Genomic DNA, 18,066 nt, shown 5'->3' with positions numbered 1-18,066 from the left:
ACCGACGCTGGCGCCGCAGCGCGCCGGCTCAGGGCGCGTCCGGCTCCATCGCCGGGACCGGCTGCGGCCGCGCCAGCAGCGGCTGGGTCAGCGCGTACAGGATGCGCAGGTCTTCGGCGTCGAAGTCGGTGGCGTCGTTGCCGCGGTAGTGGTGGTGGAAGGCACGCAGGGTCGCGGCGCGGTCGTCGACCGGATAGCCGATCAGCGCCAGCGCCTGCCACGGATCGAAGCCGGGCGGCGCCGGCGGCGTGTCGGCGGCCGGCCAACGGCCGAAGCCGGCCTCGGCCAGTCGCTTCCACGGGAACAGCGGACCCGGGTCGACCTTGCGCGACGGCGCGAAGTCCTCGTGTCCGACCACCTGGGTGCGCGGGATGCGCAGGCGCGTGCACAGGTCCTCGAGCAGCATCAGCAGGCTGGCGATCTGTTCCTGCGCGAACGGGGTCTTGCCGTCGTTGTCCAGTTCGATGCCGATCGAGGCGGAGTTGATGTCGGTGATGGTGCCCCAGCGTCCGGCGCCGCCGTGCCAGGCGCGGTCCTGGTCGGCGACCAGTTGGTAGCGTGTGCCGTCGCGGCCGATCAGGTAGTGCGCGCTGACCTTGCCCTTGCTGTTGTGCGAGCGCAGCGTGTCCAGGCTCTGCTGCACCGAGTGCTGGTCGGTGTAGTGAATGACGATCAGGATGGGCCGGCGCGTGTCGTAGTTCGGCGACGGCACCCAGGTGGCCAGCGGATTGCGCTGCGGCGCGTGCGCGCAGGCCCCGAGCAAGGCCAGCGTGCCCAGCAGCAGCAGCCGGCGCACGGCGGATGGGGACGGCACGGGAACGCGGGTCATGGGCACATCCTGGTCGGGGACGCACAAGCGTACGCAATCGGTGCGGCGGCGGCGTGCAGGCGCACGTCGGCGCTCACCGCCGCGCGCTCAGAAGCGGTAGTTGAAGTTGATGGACCACTGCCGGCCGATCGCGCTGTACACCCGCGGGAAGTACGGCCAGGTGGTGTAAGTGTCGTCGCGCGGGTGCAGCGCGTCGAACACGTTGAGCACGCTCAGGCCGACGGTGGCCTTGTCGGTGATCTGCTTGGCGAGGTCGAGATTCCACACCAGATAGGGCGCCACGCGGCCGCGTTCGGCGTAGTCGGGGCGCGAGCCGTAGCGGTAGCCGTACACGCTGGCCGACCAGTCGCCGCGGCTCCAGTTCGCACGCCAGTTGCTGCGCGTGCGGAATGCCAGGTAGTCGACGTCGTTCATCACGTCCACCGGGCGCGCGCCGGCGAACTGCGCCACCTCCATCCGCAGCACCCGGGTCAGCCCGCCCTGCAGGCCGAGCGTGCCCCAGGCCCCGAGGTCGAGGTCGTAGCGCAGGCTGGCGTCGATGCCGTCGGTGCGCATCAGCGACTGGTTGATGGGGAAGGTCTTGAACGCGGTGATCTGGCCTTCGCTGGTCAGGTCGGTGCCGGGGCTGCGCGTGACCGCGTCCAGGTAGAAGCGGCAGGCCGCCGAGGCGGTGTCCACCGCGGCGCCGGTGCGGTCGCGGCCGAGCAGGCAGTTGGCGTTGTTCTCCAGCAGGGTTTCGCTGGAAATGGCCTCGACCCGGCCCTTGAGTTCGATGCGGTAGTAATCGACGCTCAGCGACAGCGCCGGCAGCGCGTCCCACACCGCGCCGAGCGTGGTCGACTTGCCGGTCTCCTCGCGCAGCAGCGGATTGGAGGCCTGGGTGGAGAAGGTCTGGTACTCGTGCGCGCTCGCACAGGCCGCCGACAACGGATCCAGACCGTCGCGGCGGCACAGGTATTCGTCGACCACGGTGGGGTTGTTGGCGCTGGTGCCGGCGTAGATCCACAGCAGGTCCGGCGCGCGGAAGCTGGTGGCGTGGCTGCCGCGCAGCAGCAGGGTGTCGAACGGACGCCACTCCAGGCCGGCCTGCCAGGTGGCTGCGCCATCGACGGCGGTGATGTCGTCGTAGGCGTCGTAGCGCGCGGCCAGGGTGGCGCTGAGCCGGCTGGCGATCGGCACGCGCAGCTCCAGGCCGGCGGCGTAGCGCTTGCGCGGGCCGCCGCCCGGGGTCTGGGTGAGGTTGTAGATGCGCTCGCTGCCGGTGTAGTCGACGGTGGTGCGCGGATCGGGCTGCAGGTCGTAGGTCTGCCGCGCCGCTTCCAGCACGGTGGCGATCTGCACCATGCCCGCCGGCAGTTCGAACAGGTCGCCGCTGACCACGAACTGGGCCTGGTCGGTGGCCGATTCGCCGCGGCTGACCACCTCGGTGGTGAGCTGCTGGTACAGCGCCGGGCTGCCGGGCGCGAACAGCCGGTCCGGGCGCACGCGGCGGATTTCGGTGCCGTCCGGCCGATAGCCCAGCACCGGCCCGAAGTAGTAATCGCGCACCGCATTGGTGAGGAAGCGCGGGCGCCGCGTAGTGATGTCGTAGCGCGACAGCGACACGCTGGCATCCCAGTCGAAGCGCCCGCCGAGCGCCTTGCCGCGCACGCCGGCGTTGAGGTTCCAGCTGCGCTCGTCGTAGTCGATGGTCTTGATCCCGCCGACCTCGTCCGGCAGGAAGATGCGCTGCGCGGTGACCAGTCCCAGGTCCGGATCGTAGGCGGTGAACGCGCCTTCGCCGATGTAGTAGTGGGTCTGGCTGGAGCTCTTGTCCTGCGAGCGGTTGGCCAGCAGTTGCGCATAGGCGACCACATCGTGGCCGAGCTCGGCATCGCCGGCCAGGTAGGCCGAGGTCTTGCCATAGCCGTTCTGCACCGAGCGCCCGGCGTAGTAGTCGAACGCGCCGCAGCGGTTGGGCGCGGCCAGGCTGTCGCTGGTGCGGTAAGGACGGAACGCCGGATTGGTCGCGGCGCAGGCCGCGGCCAGCGCCTGCGGCGAGGTCGACAGCGCGCCCGCCTGCGGCCACAGATAGGTGGTGCCGCGGCGCAGGTACACGCCGGAGATGGACACGTTGGGCGAACTGGGATCGGCCTTGTTGGCCGGATGGTCGTCGTAGGAATCCATGAAGTCGCGCTGGCGGGCGACGATGGGTTCGCGGTCCAGCCGTTCGAAGGCGTAGGTGACACTCCAGCCGTCGCCGCGGCGCCCGCCGCTCCACTGCAGTTGCCCGGTATCGCCGCCGCCACGGGTGGTGGTGCCGGCGCGCACGCGCAGGCTGTCGCCCTGGAAATCGCGCTTGGTGATGATGTTGACCACGCCGGCCACCGCATCGGAGCCGTAGATGGCCGAGGCGCCGCCGCTCATCACCTCGATGCGCTCCACCGCCGCCGCCGGAATGCTGCCGAGGCTGACCGCGGTGCCGTTGGCGCCGTAGGGCTGCGGGTAGTCGGCCATGCGCTTGCCGTTGAGCAGGATCAGTTGATAGCCCGGCCCCAGCCCGCGCAGGTTGAGATACTGGCCGTTGGGCGAACTGCCGGTCTGGTCGCTCTCGTTGAAGGTGCTGCCGCTGAACTGGGTCAGCGTGCCCAGCGATTCCCACACCGTGGCGAAGCCCTGCTTGCGGATGTCCTCGGCGGTGATGACGGTGACCGGTGCCGGGCCTTCCACCTGCGCGCGGGCGATGCGCGAGCCGGTGACCAGTACCGCATCGAGATCGCGCGGCGTCGCTGCCTGTTCCTGCGCCGCGGCCGCCGCTGGCGAGGCCGCGGCCAGCGTCGTCAGCGCGGCCAGCGCCACGCGCACGGGCCGCAAGGGAAAAGGACGACGAACGATTCGCATGGGCACGCGGCTCTCCTGCATAGCGCGGGTGGATGGCGCGAACGCCGCGGGCGCGGCCACCGACGAGCGCCTGTCCCTGGCGTCCACGCACACGGCGATGGCGCGTGCACGGCACGCGGCCATCGTGTTGCGGGTCCTGCATCTTGCCGAGCGGACGCGGCGCTGCCGTGCGCTGCCTGCACGTTCCCCAGCGCCATCGCCACGCTTCCCCTGTGCAATCGGGTGTAACACGCGCTCGCAAAACCTGTCAACGCAGCGCCTTGACAGAAAAAAACCGGGAATCGAAGATCCTGGCGTCGGCGCGCCGCATGCGCCGGCCTTCTTTCCAGACAGCGGGATGCCATGATCACGATGCGCGGCCTGTGCCTGTTGCTCGCCGTGGCGGCGAGCGGCGGCATCGCACCAGCACGCGCCACCGACGCCATGCCGCTGCAGGCACAGCCGGCGCAGTTGCAGGCCGAACACTGGATCGCACGGCTGCCGGCGGCGTCGCCGCCACTACTGCAGGCGACGCAGCGCGCCAAGTTCAACGCCCGGCTGCTGCGCGACGATACGTCGATGCACGACCTGGCCGCGCTGCCGACGCAACTGCCCGCCGCGCAGGTGCGCGCGCAGATCCTGGCGCTGTCGGCGCCGCCGACGCGCACGCTCTACGACACCCACGGCGCCGTGCTCGACGCCGCGCGCCTGCAGGCGCTGCAGCACGCGTTGGCGCTGGAGGCGCTGCCGGCGCAGGTGCAGCCGCGTTACGCGCTGGTGGTGCAACGCGCCGACCTGCGGCGCTTCCCCACCGCCGAGCGCGTGTTCAGCGACCGCGACGATCGCGACATCGACCGCTTCCAGGAATCGGCGCTGTATCCGGGCAGCGCGGTGGCGATCCTGCACGCCAGTGCCGATGGCCAGTGGCTGTTCGTGCTGGCGAACAATTACGCCGCGTGGATCGCCCGCGACCACCTCGCCGAGGGCGACCGCGCCAGCGTGCTCGCTTACGCGCAACGCACGCCACGGCTGCTGGTCACCGGCGCACGCGCGGCCACCGTGTTCACCCCGGAACTGCCGGCGGCCTCGCAGGTGGCACTGGACATGGGCAGCACACTGCCGCTGTTGCGCGACTGGCCGCCACAGAACAGTGTCAACGGCCAGTCGCCGCTGGCCGCCTACGTGGTGCAGTTGCCTTTGCGCGACCGCGACGGGCGGCTGCAACTGGCGCCCGCGCTGGTGCCGCGCAGCGCCGACGTCGCCGAGGCGCCGCTGCCGGCCACGCCGCAGATGCTGCTGCAGCAGGCGTTCAAATTCCTCGGCGAGCGCTATGGCTGGGGCAACAGTTACGACGCGCGCGACTGCAGCGGCTTCGTCGTCGACCTGCATCGCAGCCTCGGCATCGAGTTGCCGCGCAACACCGGCGATCAGGCGCGCAGTCCCGCACTGACAGCGGTGCCCTACACCGCCAGCGACCCGCTGCCGCAGCGGCGGCAGGCATTGGCGCAACTGCGCGTCGGCGATCTGGTCTACATCCCCGGCCACGTGATGCTGGTGATCGGCCACGAGGATGGCCAGACCTGGGTGATCCACGACGTGGCCGGCGCCAGCTACCGCGACGCTGCCGGCCGGTTGCAGCGCGTGCGCCTCAACGGCGTGTCGGTGACGCCGCTGGAACCGCTGCTGCTCGGCGACGGCACGCCCTTCATCGACCGCATCACCCGCATCCAGCGCCTGCGCGCGCCGACCGCCGAATGAAGATCACCGAGATCCGCCTGGGCATGCTGCGCGTGCCGCTGAAGACCCCGTTCAAGACCGCGCTGCGCACCGTGCAGGCGATCGAGGACGTGGTGGTCATGGTCCACACCGACGACGGTCGGATCGGCCATGGCAGCGCACCGGCGACCCCGCCGATCACCGGCGACACTCATGGATCGATCATCGCGGCGATCGAGCGCTGCCTGGCACCGCGCCTGATCGGCGAGGACATCGCCGACCTGCAGCGCCTGCGCGGCCTGATCCAGGGCGCGCTGGAACACAACAGCAGCGCCAAGGCGGCGCTGGAGGTCGCCGTGCACGACCTGTGGGCGCAGCTGCATGATGCGCCGCTGTACCAGTTGCTCGGCGGTGGCACCCCGCACCTGACCACCGACCTCACCATCAGCGTGAATGCCGTGGACACGATGGTGGCCGACGCGCTGTCGGCGCTGGCGCGCGGCTTCGTGGCGCTGAAGATCAAGATCGGCACCGATCTGGCCGAGGACATCGCACGGGTCAAGGCGATCCACGCCGCGGTCGCCGGCCGCGCGCAGCTGCGGCTGGACGCCAACCAGGGCTGGACGCCGAAGCAGGCGGTGCAGGCCATGCACGCGCTGGAGCGCGCCGGGGTGACGCTGGAACTGCTTGAGCAGCCGGTCAAGGCCGGCGACGTGGACGGCCTGCAGTACGTGACCGAACGCGTGCAGACCCCGGTGATGGCCGACGAGAGCGTGTTCTCGCCGGCGCAGGCGATCGCGCTGCTGCAGCGGCGCGCGGCGGACATCGTCAACATCAAGCTGATCAAGGCCGGCGGCCTGTCCAATGCGCTGCGCATCGCCGACATCGCCGCGGTGTACGGGGTGCCGTGCATGATCGGCTGCATGCTCGAATCGAGCATCGGCGTGGCCGCGGCGGCGCACCTGGCGGTGGCGCGCGCGGACGTCATCACCAAGGTGGACCTGGACGGCCCGTCGCTGGGGGCGTTCGATCCGGTGGTGGGCGGGGTGCAGTTCGACGAGGCGCAGATCCGCATCGGCGAGGCGGCGGGGCTGGGGATTCGCGAGATCCAGGGGTTGGATCTGTTGCCGCGATCGGTGTAGCGGCGCTGCGCCTGGATGGTTTGTGGCTAGCTGGCTAGCTGGCTAGCTGGCTAGCTGGCTATAGCAATTGTGGGAGGACCTTCGGCCCCGACTGCTGTCGCAATCGGTCATTGGATGGCTTCACTCGTCGCGACTGAAGTCGCTCCCACAGGGGCCTACGGCGAGCCTGCCAGGTGCACTGTGGGAGGGACTTCAGTCCCGACTGCTGTCGCAATCGGTCATTGGATGACTTCACTCGTCGCGACCGAAGTCGCTCCCACAGGGGCTTACGGCGAGCCTGCCGGGTGCACTGTGGGAGGGACTTCAGTCCCGACGCATTGCGCCATCGGAAAGCGAGCACTTCGCGCGCCGCGGCTGCATGGCAGCCGACTCCCACAGGGGATCACTGGGCGACGGCCTTTCAACCATCATACGGATCGACAGTGCGAATGCTGCCATCCGGTTCGATGTGCAGCGGCGTGCACTTGACCGAGCGCAGGTGGGTCACGCCGCCGGACAACAGGGCATCGTGATAGAACAGGTACCACCGGCCTTCAAACCTGCAGATGGAGTGGTGCGTGGTCCAGCCCACCACCGGCTTGAGCAGCACGCCGCGATAGGTGAACGGCCCATACGGGTTGTCGCCGATGGCGTAGCACAGCAGATGCGTGTTGCCGGTGGAGTAGGATAGGTAGTAGCGGCCCTGGTCCTTGTGCAGCCACGGTCCCTCGAAGAAGCGGCGCGCGTGGTCGTCGGCGCGCAGCGGCTGGCCGTATTCGTCGAGGATGACGATTTCGCGTGTGGGCTCCGCCAGCTGTGTCATGCCGGAGTCCAGCCTGGCAATCCGCGGGCCCAGCGCCGGTTCGTCGCCGACAGGCTCGGCGTGCGCCGCATCGAAGCGGTCGTCGCGATATTTCTGCAGCTGCCCGCCCCAGATACCGCCGAAGCACAGGAAGTGCGCGCCGTCGTCGTCCTCGAACACCGCCGGGTCGATCGAGTAGGTGCCGGCGATCGGCTCGGGCGCGGCGGCGAACGGGCCTTCCGGACGGTCGGCCACCGCCACGCCGATGCGGAACAGATCCTGCGCGTCCTTGGCCGGGAAATACAGGTAATAGCGGCCGTCGCGATGGGCCGCGTCCGGCGCCCACATCTGCCGGCTGGCCCACGGCACGTCGCGCACATGCAGGGCCACGCCGCAATCGGTGGCCGCGCCGTCGGGCGTGTCCATGCGCAGCACGTGGTAGTCCTCCATGCCGAAGTGGCCGCCCTCGTCATCGAACGGCGCGCCGCTGTCGATGTCGTGCGATGGATAGATGTACAGGCGCCCCTCGAACACGTGTGCCGATGGATCGGCCGTGTAGATGTGGGTCACCAGCGGTTGCGCGATGGCATGCGCCGCGAGGTGGCCGAGGTCGCTGAGGTCGCGCGCGTCGCTGTCGTGCCGACGTGCCTGCAGGTCGTGTTCGATGCGACGTTCCATGCGTTTGTCGATCCTGTAGAAGAACAAAAGCGCCACCGCGACCAGGAACGGGAGGGCGCTGTAGACGCTCACGGTCAGGCGGATGCCGTCCACCACGGCCTGCGGCTGCTGCGGCGCGCCCGCCTGGTAGCCGTGGCGCGCGAGGATGCCGGCGACCAGCGCGCCGCCGATGCTGAGCCCGATCTTCAGCCCGCACAGCATCGCCGAGAAGATGATCGCGGTGGCGCGGCGATGGTTCTTCCACTCGGAGTAGTCGGCGACGTCGGCGATCATCGCCCACAGCAAGGGGATGGTGATGCCGTAGCAGAAGCCGTGCAGCATGAAGGCGCCGAAGGCCACGCCGATCGCGGTGGGCGGCAGGACGTAGAACACCAGCAGGAACAGGGTAGAGACCAGCAACGCGCCGCCGAAGGCATCGCGCTTGCCGAAGCGGTCGGCCAGGCGCCGGGAGAAACCGATGCCCAGGATCATGCACAGGATGCCGCAGGCGTTGAACAGGCTGAACGCCGAGGTCGCCGGATCCTGCGGCCAGGTGAAGCCGGACAGGCCCCATCCGCCGAGCAGCGCGTTCACGCCGCCGATGAAGCCGTTGAAGCCGGAGGCGTCGAGAAAGCCGGCCAGCGCGGCCCCGCTGAGGTAATACTGGAAGTAGTAGATGTAGGTGCCGCCCTTCAGCGCCAGGTTGACGAAGACAAGCACCGTCAGCGCCAGCATCACCTTCCACGGCCGGTTGTGCAGCAGGTCGGACAGGTCCTGCAGCACACCGGCGCTCTGTTCCTTGGCCGGCACGATGCGCTCGCGCGTGGTCGCGAAAGTGATCAGGAAGAACAGCGTGCCCACCACCGCGAACACCGTCATCAGCCGCTCGAAGCCGCGCACGTTGTCGCCGTCACCCAGGATCAGCACCAGCGGCAACAGCAGCACCTGGATGATGAACTGCGCGATCATCACCGCCACGAAGCGGTAGGCCGACAGGCTGTTGCGCTGGGTCATGTTGCCGGTGAGCACGCCGCTGAGCGCCGAGTACGGCAGGTTGTTGGCCGCGTACACCAGCATCAGCAGGCCATAGGTGGTCAGCGCGTACAGCACCTTGCCGCGCGCGCCCAGGTCCGGGGTGCTGAAGGCCAGCAGCGACAGCACGCCGAATGGAATCGCCGTCCACAGGATCCACGGCCGGAACTTGCCCCAGCGCGTGGCCGTGCGGTCGGCGGCGATGCCGATCAGCGGGGTGAACACGAACGCGCCGAGCAGGCCGATCACGAAGATGATCGTCGCCGCCGTGGCCGCCGGCAACCGGTACACATCGGTGTAGAAGAAGGCCAGGTAGGTGATCAGCGTCTGGAAGATCAGGTTCGCTGCCAGGTCGCCCAGGCTGTAGCCGAGCTTCTCGCGCACCGACAGCGTATGCGCGGCGATCTCCGCATTGCGGGCCTCAGTCACGGCGTGCCTCCACGGTGAAGCCGGCATGCACGCGGGCATCGGCGCTGGAGCCGCCGATCCGCACGTCGTAGCGTCCCGCCGGCACGACATACGCGCCGCGCGCGTCGTCGTACTGCCGCAGCGCCTGCGGCGCATCCAGCTCGAACGTCAGGGTCCGCCGCTCGCCAGGGGCGAGGTGCACACGCTGGAAACCGCGCAACGTTTGCTGCGCATCGCCCGGCGCGGCCGCCAGCCGCCGCACGTACAACTGCGCGACTTCGTCGCCGGCGCGCTTGCCGGTGTTGGCCACCTCCACCTGCAGCTTGAGGCGGCCGTCGTCGGCGATGCGCGGCGCATCCAGGTGCAGCTTGCCGTAGTCGAAGCGCGTATACGACAGGCCGTGGCCGAACGGATACAGCGGCGTGCCGCGGAAGTAGCGGTAGGTGCGGCCTTCCATCGCGTAGTCGTCGAACGCAGGCAGCGTCTGGTCCGCCCGGTAGAACGTCACCGGCAGGCGGCCGGCGGGGTTGACCTCGCCGAACAGCGCCTGGCCCACCGCGGTGCCGCCGCGCTGCCCCGGATACCAGCTCATCAGGATCGCCGGCAGATGCGCCTGCGCCCAGTCCACCGCCAGCGCCGAGCCGCCGGTCAGCACCATCACCACCGGCTTGCCAGTGGCGTGCAGCGCTTCCAGCAGGGCGCGCTGCGGCGCCGGCAGGCGCAGGTCGGTGCGGTCGCCGCCGGCGAAGCCCGGATAGTCCACCTTCATCTCTTCGCCCTCGACGTCGCCGGTCAGGCCGCCGACGAACACCACCACATCCGCGCTGCGCGCGGCATCCAGCGCCTCGTCGAACGGCGGCTTCGCCCCGGGCATGCGCCAGCCCAGGCGCACGCCCGCGTCGCGCTCGGCGTCGTAGTACTCCAGCTTCACCGCATAGGCGCGGCCCGCCTGCAGTTCCAGGTCCACGCCGTCGGCGCGTATGCGGTCGCTGTCGGTCCAGTGATCCAGCACCAGTTTGCCGTCCAGATAGAGGCGGAAGCCATCGTCGGCCGCCGCCTCGATCCGGTAGCGGCCCGAAACCGGCGGCAGCAGCTGACCACTCCAGCGGATGCTGAAATGATCGTTGGGAATGCCCTGCCCCGGCCCCGCTTCGCCGCGGGCCAGCAGGTTGTCGGTCGGCGAGCCGCGGTCCCAGCGGAAGCCGATCTGCGCGTCGATGCGCACCAGCGCCGGCGTTCCCGACAGATCGGGCGTGCGGAAGTATTCGCCGCGCAGGCCGCGTTCCGGCGAGTCCGCCGCGGGCCGCAGATACGTCGGCTCGATCAGCGGCGTGGCGCCCGGATCGTCGCGCCCTTCGACCAGATCCACGCCGCGCGCATAGCGCACCTCGATGCCCTTGGCCGCGTCACGGATGCCCTGCAGGATCGTCACCGGCGCCGCCGGCGTGCCGAAGTAGTTGCCGAGCAAGGCCATGGTGTCGTCGGCGGTCGGGCCGACCACGGCGATACGCTTGAGCGTGCGCGAGAGCGGCAGCACGCCATCGTTCTTCAGCAGCACCAACGATTCCTGTGCGGCCCGCAAGGCCAGCGCATCGTGCGCGGGCGCCTGGTTCACCGACGCCGGAATCCGCGCCCAGCGCACGCGCTCGGGCGGGTCGAACATGCCCAGTCGCATGCGCGCGGCGAACAGGCGCGTCACCGCATCGTCGATCTCCGCTTCGCCGATCAGCCCCTGGCGTACCGCCGCCGGCAGCGTGGCGTACTCCTGGCCGCACTCCAGTTCGGTGCCGTTCCTGACCGCCAGCGCCGCGGCGGCCTCGCGACTGGGCGCCAGATGGTGATGCTTCCAGATATCGACGATGGCCCAGCAGTCCGACACCACGTAGCCGGTGAAGCCCCAGTCGCGGCGCAACACGTCGCGCAACAGGAACTGGCTGGCGCTGGCGGACTCGCCGTACACCCGGTTGTAGGCGCCCATCACCGCATCCACCTTGCCCTCCTTCACCAGCGCCTCAAACGCCGGCAGGTAGGTGTCGTAGAGGTCGCGCTTGCTCGGGCGCGCGTCGAAGTGATGGCGGTCGGCCTCCGGGCCGCTGTGCACGGCGAAATGCTTGGCGGTGGCGTCGAGCTTGCGGTAGACCGGATCGTCGCCCTGCAATCCCTGCACGAAGGCCACGCCCATGCGCGCGGTGAGGTAGGGATCCTCGCCGTAGGTTTCCTGGCCGCGGCCCCAGCGCGGGTCGCGGAAGATGTTGATGTTCGGCGACCAGAAGGTCAGCCCCTGGTAACGGCCATGCGCGCCCTCGCGCAGGAACTGGTGATGCTTGGCGCGCGCCTCGTCGCTGATGGTGGTGGCCACCTGCCCCATCAAGGGCACGTCGAAGGTGGCGGCCAGCCCGATGGCCTGCGGAAACACCGTGGCCTGCCCGGCCCGCGCCACGCCGTGCAGCGCCTCATTCCACCAGTCGTAGGCCGGCACGCCCAGGCGCTCGATCGCCGGCGCAGCGTTCTGCATCTGCGCCGCTTTCTCCTCCAGGGTCATCTGCGCGACCAGCGCCGCCGCGCGGGCTTCGAAGCTGGCCGAGGTGTCCTGCCACGGCTTGGTGTCGACGGCGTCGGCGGCATGACCCACGCCGGCCAGCGCGGTGGCGGCGCACAGGGCCAGCGTGCGGAACAGGCGGCCGCGAACACCGCTGCGAAAGGAAGACCTGCGCGTCATCATCGTTTGCTCCTGGAGGCGCGCTCGTCGCGCGCGAAAGGGCCGAGCAGGGCGCCCACGAAGCCGCCTGCACGATCCGTACTCAACACGGTTCCGTCGACGTCGTCGGCGAGGGTCTGCCAACCCTGCCCCGTGCCGGCGTCGAACGCGAACGCATACGTACCGGCGTCGCCGGCGATCTTCAGACGCAGCGACGTGGACGCGTCCACTTCGCGGCTGGCAACGGTTCTGGTCGCGCCCTTGCCCGCGCGCGCTTCGAGGAACACGGCCACGCGATCGCGGCCGAGACTGCGCACGCCGAGGAAATACCACCAGTCCTCGTTCTGGAACGCCGCCAGCCCGGCCGCCACGCCCGCTTCGGGGCGCGTCATTGCGGTGCTGGCCTCGAACCGCAGGTGCTGCTGGCGGCGCCCCAGGAACGCGGGGTTGCGCAAGGTGTCCAGGTTCTCCGGCAGCGGATGCACGGCCAGGCTCCCCGGACGCGTGCGCAGGTCCGCCCAGTCCTGCCTGGGCACGCGCACGCGCAACCAGCCGCGACCAAGTGTCGGTGCGTCGAAGTCGTCGCGCTCGGCGAAGTTGCCGGTGGACGGCGCCTGCGACGCCTCGCCCTGCATCCACGACGGCGCCTTGACCGCATACGGGATGGCCTGCCCGGCCGGCAGGATCACCGGCCAGCCGTCGCGCCACTGCACCGGCAGCAGGTAGGTCTCGCGCCCGGTGTTGTAGTGGCGCACGTCGTAGGTGCGGCTGGCCAGGAACACCGCCCACCAGGAACCGTCCGGCCCCTCCACCAGATCCGCATGCCCGGCATTGGCGATCGGCAGCGGCCGAGCGTCGGGCAGGTCGCGCTGGGTGAGGATGGGATTGCCCGCATACGGCTGGTAAGGCCCCCACACGTCGCGGCTGCGCAGCACCACCTGCGAGTGCTGCGGCCCGGTGCCGCCCTCGGCGTCGGACAGGTAGTACCAGCCGTCGCGTCGATACAGGTGCGGCCCCTCGATCCAGATCGGATTCTTTGCCGGCTCGACGCCGCCGTCGATCATCACCTTGCGCGGCCCGACCGGGGTGAAGGTCGCCAGGTCGAGTTGCTGCATCCAGATCGCGCGGTGGCCCTCGTAGCGCGCCGGGCCGGGCGGCGCGTCGTTGTTGAGCAGGTAGACGCGGCCGTCTTCATCGAAGAACAGCGACGGGTCGATGCCATCGATGGCCGGCAGCCAATGCGGGTCCGACCAGGGGCCAGCGGGATCGCGCGCGGTGGCGATGAAGTTGCCGCCGCTGTCCACGGCGGTGGTGACCACGTAGAACACCCCGTCGTGATAGGAAATGGCCGGCGCGAAGATGCCGCGCGACACGCTCAGGCCATCGAAATCCAGTTGCGTCGGCCGCTCGATCACGTTGCCGATCTGCGTCCAGTGCACCAGGTCGACGCTCTCGAACACCGGAATGCCCGGGAAGTAGGTGAAGCTGGAATTGACCAGATAGAACCGCCCGTTCGCGCGGACGATGCTCGGGTCGGCGTGAAAACCGGCCAGGATCGGGTTGCGGTAATGCCCGGCCGGCAACGGCGCCTCGAAGGCTGCGTCGCGCCCGGCGTAGTCGAACCAGTCGAAATAGACCGGCGGTGCGGGCGCGGCCCACAGCGGCTGCAACGCCGCGGACAGCAGCAGCAAGGCCGTGGCGATCAGCGCACGCATCAGGGAACCTCTGCAGAAAGTGGCAGTTCGAACGGCCCTGCCGGCGCGCCGGCACTGTCGCGCAACGTGCAGACCGGGCCATCAGCCCAGCAGTAGCGCACGCGCATGGCGGAGGCGGCCTGCGGGCTGCGCAGCACCACGTCGCGCCCGTCCAGCGCGGCGTCGGCATAGGTACAGCGCTGCGCCTGCGCATCGCAGAGTTCGAAGCCGATGGGGCCGTTGGCGCCGGTCGTGACCAGGCGGCCGGCGACATCGTCGAACGCGATCCGCACTGCGCCCTGCGCGCGCGACGCCGTGCGTGGCGTCGGACCGGATGGTGCCAGTGCGCGTTCGCCATAGACCACGTGGCGCGCCACCTGTGCCAGGCGTCGTCCCAGTTCCTGCTTGTTCGGCGGATGGATGTCGTAGGCATCACCGATGTCGATGGCCACCGCGATGCCGCTGTACGGGTCTTCCGCGGCCACGCGGCGCTGCGCCTCGCGCACCTGCGCCCAGCCGCTCTCCACCGGGGCCTGCGGCGGCAGGCCATAGCCGGCGAGCTGCACCACCAGCAACGGCATCTTTGCGCCGAACTGCCGGCGCCAGTCGTCGCGCAAGCCGCGCAGCCGCGTCGCATAAGCCGTGCCCTCGCCGGTGTTGGATTCGCCCTGGTACCACAACATGCCGCGCAGCCCGTAACGTCCCAGCGGCGCGATCATGCCGTTGTACAGCGTCGACATACCGGAGGCCGCATGCCACGGCGCCAGCGGCGGTGACTGCGGATCGGGCGCAATGCGGTACTGCCAATGCCGATCCAGGACGATGCGCGTGCCATCGGCCAATTCGACGGCATGCGCACCGGCGGGGCCTGCCAGTCCGCCTTCGCCGTAGGTATCCAGCACGTTGACGACCACCGTGTTGGTGCCCGCCCTCAACAGGCCGGGCGCAAGCGCGTACCGGCGTGGATCGCTCGGCGCGTTCTGGCTGCCCACGGCCACGCCGTTCACCCAGGTTACGTCGGCTTCGTCGACCGGCCCCAGCACCAGCCGTGCGCCCTGCGCCGCCTGCGCGGCGGTGAGGGTGACCTGCGTGCGGTACCAGACCATGCCGTTGTAGTCGGCCAGCGCCGGCACGCCCCAGCGCTCCCATGCGCCGAGCGCCTCTGGCGCGTCCTGCCACCCCGTGCCGCCAGTGCCGGGCTGCCACGGCGTATCGGCCGGCCGGGCACCGGCGCGCGTGGTCCACCATTGCTGCCAATGCCGGCCCCAGCGCGCGCTCGCCGCGATGGGGTCGGTGGCAGACAGCGCCAGCACGTCGAGCGCCTCGTCCATGCCGCCCTGCGCACGCAGGGCGTCGGCGCTGGTCCAGGCCTCGATCCGCGCACCGCCCCAGGCCGACTGGATCAGCCCCATCGGCACCTTGACCGTCTTCTGCAGCTCCCGCGCGAAGTAGAAGCACGCGGCGGAAAACTCCCGCACCGTGTCCGGCGCCGCGGGTTGCCACGCGACCGCAGCCGCGAACGCCTCCTGCGGCGCGACCGCCGCGGCCTTGGGCACGGTGAACAGACGGATGTTGGGCTGGGCGGCCGCGGCCAGTTCGCGGCTCGCATCCAGCGCGCGCCACACCGGCAGCTCCATGTTCGACTGCCCGGAACACAGCCACACATCGCCCACCAGCACATCGCGCACGACCTGGTGCGCCTGTCCCGCGCGCACCGTCATGTCGTAAGGACCGCCCGCGGCGACCGGCTTGAGCGTGGCACGCCAGTGGCCGCCGGCGTCGGCGCGTGCGCTGACGGTCTGCCGGGCGAAGGTCACCGACACCGTGGCACCCGGCGCGGCGTTCCCCCACACCGGCATCGGCCGATCGCGCTGCAGCACGGCGTGATCCCGGAACAGCGCATGCAACAGCGGCGGCGCCGCGTCCTGCGCCATGCCTGGCGTGGCGCTGCACCCCAAGGCCGCCGCCAACAACCAGCCCGTCCACGTGGTCGGCTTCATCGTCCATCTCCCGGTGCGGAAGGAAACTGCAGGGCCTGGTACCAGGCCAACGGGTGCGGTGGCGCGGCTTCGCCCGCGGGCAACGGCCGTCCGCTGACCGACTGGAAGTACGCCACGCTGGCATCCCGCCACCACTGCGCTTCGCGCAGCTGGATGCGCAGGAACGCCGCCACCTGCGCGTGCCGCTCGGCATCCACCCTGCCGCGCAGCCCATCCCACGTGGCCTGCATGGTCTGCACCTGACGCACGCCTTGCGTATAGCGGCCGACCAGTTCGTCCCACAACGGCCGTCCGGAGGCCATGCGGTGGTCCCACGGCACGTGGTGGAACCACAGCAGCAGCGACTCGGGCACCCGCGCCGGGTCGCCATACACGGCCGCCACGTCCGGCGCGTACTGGCTCACCGCATTGCTTCCATGCGCAGTGCGATCGAAACCGATGCCATTGCGGTCGGCGCGGTGGTAATACACCGCCGTCCAGTCCGCGCGCGGGCCGCCGTCCACCCAGGGGCCAGGGCCGTAGTGGTGGCCGCGCGCCATCAGGTGGTGCAGGCCCAGCGGGGTCATGTAGTTCACCGCCGCCTCGCGCGAGCCCATCATCATCCCCACGATGGGCTGCACCACCGCGGGCGCCGGCGAGAACGTCATCGCCGCCCAGTCCTCGGCGATGGCGCGGGCGGATTGGTGCGGATTCCAGGCCAGGCGGCCGAAGGCATACCAGTTGGCCTGGTCGAAGTGCGAGCCGCTCCAAGTGCGGTCGTTGCCGATGTTGGCGACCCCGGCGATGCCGGTCAGGGCATGGCCCTCCAATGTGCCATCCACCACGTCCGCCACCGTGGACCCCGCGCCGCGGGCGTAGGTGTCGGACTGCAGCACTTCCTCGTACAGCGGCCCCAGGTACACCAGGTGCGTGGCGAAGCCCAGATATTCCTTGGTGATCTGCACCTCCAGCATCAGCGGCGTGCGCGGCATGGCGCCGAACAGCGGATGGAAGGGCTCGCGCGGCTGGAAGTCGATGGGCCCGTTCTTGACCTGCACGATCACGTTCGGGCGGAAGGCACCGTCGAGGCCGACGAATTCGGTGTAGGCCTGCATGGCACGGTCCACCGGCACGTCATGGGCATAGACGAACGCCCGCCACATCACCACGCCGCCGTGCGGCGCCAGCGCATCGGCCAGCAGATTGGCGCCGTCGGCATGCGAGCGGCCGTAGTCCTGCGGGCCGGGCTGTCCTTCGGAATTGGCCTTGACCAGGAAACCGCCGAAATCCGGAATGCGCGCGTAGATCTCGGCGGCCTTGTCGCGCCACCAGCGCTGCACGGCCGGATCGTGCGGATCGGCGGTCTTCAACCCACCCAGTTCGATAGGCGCGCTGAAGCGTGCGCTGAGGTACACGCGGATGCCGTAGGGCCGGAACACGTCCGCCAGCGCCGCCGCCCTTTCGAGGTAGGCCGGCGCCAGGCTCTGCGCATTGGCGTTGACGTTGTTCAGCACGGTGCCGTTGATGCCGATCGAGGCATTGGCGCGCGCGTAGTCGGTGTAGCGCGGGTCGCGCCACTCCGGCAGGCTCTGCCAGTCCCACAACGAGCGGCCGGCATAACCGCGCTCGACATGGCCGTCCAGGTCGTCCCAATGGTCGAGCACGCGCAGCCGGATCCGTGGCGACTCGCGCACATCGAGCGCGTCGAGCGATGCGCCGGTCTGCAGCAGGCGCAGCAGATGGAACACCCCATACAGCACGCCGATATCGCGGCGTGCGCCCACCAGCAGCACCGCGTGCCCGTCGATGCGGACGCGCTTGAGCAGGTAGCCCTCCTCGCCCAGCGCCGCGATCTCCTCGCGAAATGGCGCAAGCGCTGGCGACGACTGCGGCGTGCCCAGTACCACCGCGTGATCGCCGCTTGCGCCCGCACGCATCGCCGGGGCGCGCCCCAGCAGGCCGGTAAGGCCACGCACCAGCTCGTCGCGCGCCATACGCTGCGTCGGGGTCTGCTCCGGCGCCACCACTTCGTCCAGGCGCAAGCGCGCGTCCGTCGTGCGCGCGGCGCCTTGCGACGGCAGATAACGCAGCCACAGCGCGGCACCGTCCTCCGCGCGCGCGCCGCCCGCGCAGGCCATCAGCGCGATGGCAGCACACGCCATCCAGTGACACCGAATGACATGCGAACGCCCACCAGGCAGCGCCAGCAAACCTTGTAAGCTGCGGGCGTGCCCGCGGCGCGGCAGCGTCAGCGAAAAGAAAGGGAACGCG

General features: G+C 70.1%; 9 protein-coding genes and 1 pseudogene. 2 read left to right on the top strand and 8 right to left on the bottom strand.

What is annotated here, in order from left to right; genetic code table 11:
• Window positions 1-28 precede the first annotated feature (28 nt).
• Window positions 29-829 carry an N-acetylmuramoyl-L-alanine amidase gene (locus tag AC1PLR_RS02630; protein WP_481102565.1) on the bottom strand — a complete coding sequence of 267 codons (801 nt, stop codon included), beginning with the start codon at window positions 827-829 and terminating at the stop codon, window positions 29-31.
• Window positions 830-916: 87 nt separating this feature from the next.
• The gene (locus AC1PLR_RS02625) at window positions 917-3,709 is read right to left on the bottom strand and encodes a TonB-dependent receptor plug domain-containing protein (RefSeq protein WP_481102564.1); all 2,793 of its coding nucleotides are present in this window, start codon (window positions 3,707-3,709) and stop codon (window positions 917-919) included.
• Window positions 3,710-4,051: 342 nt separating this feature from the next.
• On the opposite strand from AC1PLR_RS02625, the gene AC1PLR_RS02620 reads away from it, so the two are divergent.
• Together AC1PLR_RS02620 and AC1PLR_RS02615 are read left to right on the top strand one after the other, a co-directional pair.
• The gene (locus AC1PLR_RS02620) at window positions 4,052-5,446 is read left to right on the top strand and encodes an SH3 domain-containing protein (RefSeq protein ID WP_481102563.1); all 1,395 of its coding nucleotides are present in this window, start codon (window positions 4,052-4,054) and stop codon (window positions 5,444-5,446) included.
• Complete coding sequence (locus tag AC1PLR_RS02615; RefSeq protein ID WP_481102562.1) at window positions 5,443-6,546, top strand: dipeptide epimerase; 1,104 nt, start codon at window positions 5,443-5,445, stop codon at window positions 6,544-6,546. Before AC1PLR_RS02620 ends, AC1PLR_RS02615 begins: the two co-directional genes overlap by 4 nt.
• 400 nt (window positions 6,547-6,946) lie before the next feature.
• Here AC1PLR_RS02615 and AC1PLR_RS02610 read toward each other — a convergent pair whose 3' ends face one another.
• The 6 genes and pseudogenes from AC1PLR_RS02610 to AC1PLR_RS02585 form a co-directional block, all read right to left on the bottom strand.
• A complete protein-coding gene (locus AC1PLR_RS02610; protein WP_481103518.1) occupies window positions 6,947-8,005 on the bottom strand; it encodes a glycoside hydrolase family 43 protein in 1,059 nt (352 codons plus the stop codon).
• 57 nt (window positions 8,006-8,062) lie between these two features.
• A pseudogene (locus AC1PLR_RS02605) lies at window positions 8,063-9,472 on the bottom strand (MFS transporter); the annotation flags it as partial.
• Window positions 9,438-12,143 (bottom strand): glycoside hydrolase family 3 protein, encoded by a 2,706-nt coding sequence (locus tag AC1PLR_RS02600; RefSeq protein ID WP_481103517.1) that lies wholly within the window; start codon window positions 12,141-12,143, stop codon window positions 9,438-9,440. The pseudogene AC1PLR_RS02605 and the gene AC1PLR_RS02600, both read right to left, overlap by 35 nt.
• Entirely contained in the window at window positions 12,143-13,837 is a 1,695-nt protein-coding gene (locus tag AC1PLR_RS02595) for a glycoside hydrolase family 43 protein (RefSeq protein ID WP_481102561.1), read from the bottom strand. The genes AC1PLR_RS02600 and AC1PLR_RS02595 overlap by 1 nt, the downstream gene beginning before the upstream one ends.
• The gene (locus tag AC1PLR_RS02590; protein WP_481102560.1) at window positions 13,837-15,816 is read right to left on the bottom strand and encodes a sialate O-acetylesterase; all 1,980 of its coding nucleotides are present in this window, start codon (window positions 15,814-15,816) and stop codon (window positions 13,837-13,839) included. Before AC1PLR_RS02590 ends, AC1PLR_RS02595 begins: the two co-directional genes overlap by 1 nt.
• Window positions 15,813-17,957, bottom strand: coding sequence for an alpha-glucuronidase family glycosyl hydrolase (locus AC1PLR_RS02585; RefSeq protein WP_481102559.1), 2,145 nt, complete (start codon window positions 17,955-17,957; stop codon window positions 15,813-15,815). The genes AC1PLR_RS02590 and AC1PLR_RS02585 overlap by 4 nt, the downstream gene beginning before the upstream one ends.
• Window positions 17,958-18,066: the final 109 nt, after the last annotated feature.

This window comes from Xanthomonas sp. NCPPB 3570, from assembly GCF_056725115.1.
Note: the sequence above shows the minus strand (reverse complement) of the source record. Positions and strands in the feature narration are given on the sequence as shown.